The sequence below is a fragment of the Streptomyces sp. NPDC060028 genome, from assembly GCF_042736725.1.
Classification (GTDB): Bacteria; Actinomycetota; Actinomycetes; order Streptomycetales; family Streptomycetaceae; genus Streptomyces.
The window spans coordinates 27,211-30,165 of sequence record NZ_JBHWVJ010000088.1; the positions used below are offsets into that span (position 1 = coordinate 27,211).

The window sequence follows — 2,955 nt, forward strand, 5'->3', positions numbered from 1 at the left end:
GCCCCCTCGCCCTTCCACCCCCCCGGGCCGGCGCCCGCGGGCGGGGGGGGCGGCCCCCGGCCCCCCGCCCGCGCCCCCCCCCCCCCCCCCCCGCGGCCGCCTCGCTCTCGTACACCTCGCACATGTGCCGCCCGTCCGGCGTCGCCGTGTGTTCGACCTCCCACAGGCTGAGCTCGCTCCCGTCCAGCAGGACGAAGGCGTGCTCGTACAGGCTGAAGCCCGCCTCCCGCCGGCCGTTCGACACGCATCGCCGGCCGCCGAAGGCCTGCGTGATCTGGTGCGCGTACGCCGACCGCAGCTGCTCCGCCACCCCCTCGCCGGGGCGGTCCGGGTTCTCCGCGCGGCGCAGCACCCGCCGGGCGTGGTCGGCGGACTCCTCCACGGCGTACTCCCGGTGGCGCCGCGCCGGCGCGGCCGCGGCGGCCGCGAACAGCGCGCCCAGTGCGGCCACACCGCTCGCGTCGTCCTCATCGGATCCGGTCACCGTCGGGTCCAGCAGCGCCTCGGCGGGAGCCTCGCCGAACAATCGGGTCACGGCCAGGCAGGTCTCGGCCTTGCTCGCGAAGATCTCGTGCCGCACCGCCCGGTCACCCCGCAGCCGGTACGCCAGCTCCCACAGCGACACCGCCCCGCCGTCGGCCAGCAGATACGCATGCCGGTGGGTCTCCCGCCACACGCCCTCCGCCTGGCTGCGGTGGGCGGTGTACAGCGAGGAGCTGTGGGCGAGCGCCGTGCCGAGGCGCTCGACCAACCGGTCAGGCAGGTCGAAGGAGTTGAGGGCGCGGCCCAGGAGTCGCTCGAGGTGCGCCTCGGTTGTCTCGTACGGATCGCTCAAGGTGGGTCTCCAGGCCGTCGCAGCTTGTGACTTCGCGGAAGCTCACCGTAGCCCCTGGCTCTGACAGCACGTCCGGGGTTCGGTAAAACGTCCGGGAAGCATCCGGGGTTCGCGCCACCCCTTCAGGTCAACTTCCTTATGTATGAGCATGATTCGGCCCGGTATGCAAGGGAAGACGGGACTATGGGCCGCATGGCAACGAATACCGTGGGCGTCCCCCGCCAACAGGGACGGCCCCGCAACCCCACCGAAGGCGAACCGCCCGCCACCCCCCGGGGGCTGGCCTGGCTGCTGATCCTGACCGGCGCCGCCGGACTGCTGGCCTCCTGGGTGATCACCCTCGACAAGTTCCTGCTGCTGGAGGACCCGGACTTCAAGCCCGCCTGCAGTCTGAACCCCGTCGTCTCCTGCGGCAGCGTCATGCAGAGCGACCAGGCCGCGGTCTTCGGCTTCCCCAACCCCATGCTGGGGCTGGCCACGTACGGGGTCGTCGTGTGCGTCGGCGCGGGCCTGCTGGCCGGCGCCCGCCATCGTGGCTGGTTCTGGCTCGGTCTGAACGCCGGCACCGCCTTCGGCGTCGGCTTCTGCTCCTGGCTGATGGTCCAGTCGCTCTACGAGATCAACGCGCTCTGCCTGTGGTGCTGCCTGGCCTGGGTGGCGACCCTGCTGATGTTCTGGGCGGTCACCGCGCACAACGTCCGCACGGGCACGCTCCCGGCGCCCGCCCCGGTGCGGGGCTTCCTCGCCGAGTTCGGCTGGGTCCCGCCCGCCGTGCACGTCGGCGTCATCGGGATGCTGATCCTGACCCGGTGGTGGGAGTTCTGGACGAGTTGACGGCGGCGGCATACCCGCGGCGCACAGGCGAGGGCCCCGGCAGCTGGAGGCTGCCGGGGCCCTCGACCGGAAAAGGGGGTGGAGATCAGCTGCCGACCGAGCCGTTGCCCGACAGGACCGGGATGTTGTCCAGGATGTGCGAGAGCGGCTCGTCGCCCTTGGCCTGGGTGGAGTTCTCGGTGCACTGCTGGTTCTGCGGGTTCGACAGGACGTTGATGTCCTGGACGCCGACGTTGAGCAGGGCAACGAGAGACTGGGCGTTGACCTTCACCGGCAGGGCGACGCAGGGCTTGTTCAGCGTGCCCTGGACCAGGCCGAGCTGCGGGCTCAAGTCGCCGTGGGTCTTCTGGTTGCCGTAGATCTGCTGCGAAGCGTTTCCGTTGACGGTGGTGATCCCGTTGTCGTTGCCGATCGCCATGGCCGGGGCCGCGACAGCAGCGCCCGCGCCGACGGCGGCGGCGGTGACCGCGGCAGCAGTCATGATCTTCTTGAGCATCTTGATCCTTTTGTCGCACGAGTGCCCGCTAGTGGAGCGCCCTGATCAACTGCCCGCGTGGAGGGTTGGTTCTGCTGCTTCACTCAAACGGCCTGCGGGGGGTGAGGTTTTCCCCGGCCGGGTGATCCGGCTCCGGACACGTGCGCGAAGCCCGTACGCGGCTCGTGGGGGCGCCCGTGGCTTCAAGTTCCTGTTGCGCTCCGTAAGAGCTGTTCGCACGGTGGGTAAGGAGGCGGATCGATCGGGTCCGTTTCTGCGACCACCAGAACGGATCATCCATGCACCGCACGAAGCGCTCCCGCATCCGCACCCTCGTCCCGTCGGCCCTCGCGGTCGTCATACTCTCCGGCGCGGCTGCCCCCGCGGGCGCCGCGGACGGTGCCGGGGCCGCCGCCCTCAGGGAACGAGTGGCGGCAGCCCAGGAGGAGATCAACGAGCGTGCGGCGGCGGCCGGCCCGCTGGACGACATCCTCGCGAGCGTCTCCAAGATGCTGGCGGACCTCACCACCTCCCTGGGGACCCTGCTGCCGGGGGTGAAGCTGCCGCCGATCCAGCTGCCCAACCTGCCGAACCTGCCGGCGATCCCGGACATCCCCGCGATCCCGATCCCCGAGATCCCGGCGATCCCCGAGATCCCGGCGATCCCCGAGATCCCCGAGATCCCCGACATCCCTGATATCCCCGACATCCCGCAGCTCCCCGTATCCAACCCGGTGTTGCCGGCGGTTCCCGCGGTGCCGGCGGTTCCCGCGGTGCCGGCGGTTCCCGCGGTGCCGGCGGTTCCCGCGGT

3 protein-coding genes and 1 pseudogene are annotated in these 2,955 nt (G+C 71.2%); 2 read left to right on the plus strand and 2 right to left on the minus strand.

The annotated features are described in order from the left end of the window. Nucleotides 1-835: DUF6227 family protein (locus tag ACFWBF_RS31055; RefSeq protein ID WP_385607741.1), on the minus strand; the 835-nt coding region annotated here is incomplete at its 3' end. 192 nt (nt 836-1,027) lie between these two features. Between ACFWBF_RS31055 and ACFWBF_RS31060 the strand changes: the two genes are divergently transcribed. Continuing rightward, nucleotides 1,028-1,669, plus strand: a complete 642-nt coding sequence (locus ACFWBF_RS31060; RefSeq protein ID WP_385607743.1) for a vitamin K epoxide reductase family protein — start codon at nt 1,028-1,030, stop codon at nt 1,667-1,669. Between the two features lie 85 nt (nt 1,670-1,754). Here the strand turns inward: ACFWBF_RS31060 and ACFWBF_RS31065 are convergent, their stop codons facing one another. Then, on the minus strand, nt 1,755-2,165 hold the full coding sequence (locus ACFWBF_RS31065) for a rodlin (protein ID WP_385607745.1): 411 nt from the start codon (nt 2,163-2,165) through the stop codon (nt 1,755-1,757). Nucleotides 2,166-2,443: 278 nt separating this feature from the next. Between ACFWBF_RS31065 and ACFWBF_RS31070 the strand changes: the two are divergent. Further along, nucleotides 2,444-2,955 (plus strand): annotated as a pseudogene (locus ACFWBF_RS31070) (hypothetical protein); the annotation flags it as partial.

What these genes read in the sequence shown, in the direction of transcription:
- ACFWBF_RS31060 (WP_385607743.1), top strand. Translation starts at nt 1,028, where the DNA reads ATGGCAACGAATACCGTGGGCGTCCCCCGCCAACAGGGACGGCCCCGC.
- ACFWBF_RS31065 (WP_385607745.1), bottom strand. Translation starts at nt 2,165, where the DNA reads ATGCTCAAGAAGATCATGACTGCTGCCGCGGTCACCGCCGCCGCCGTC.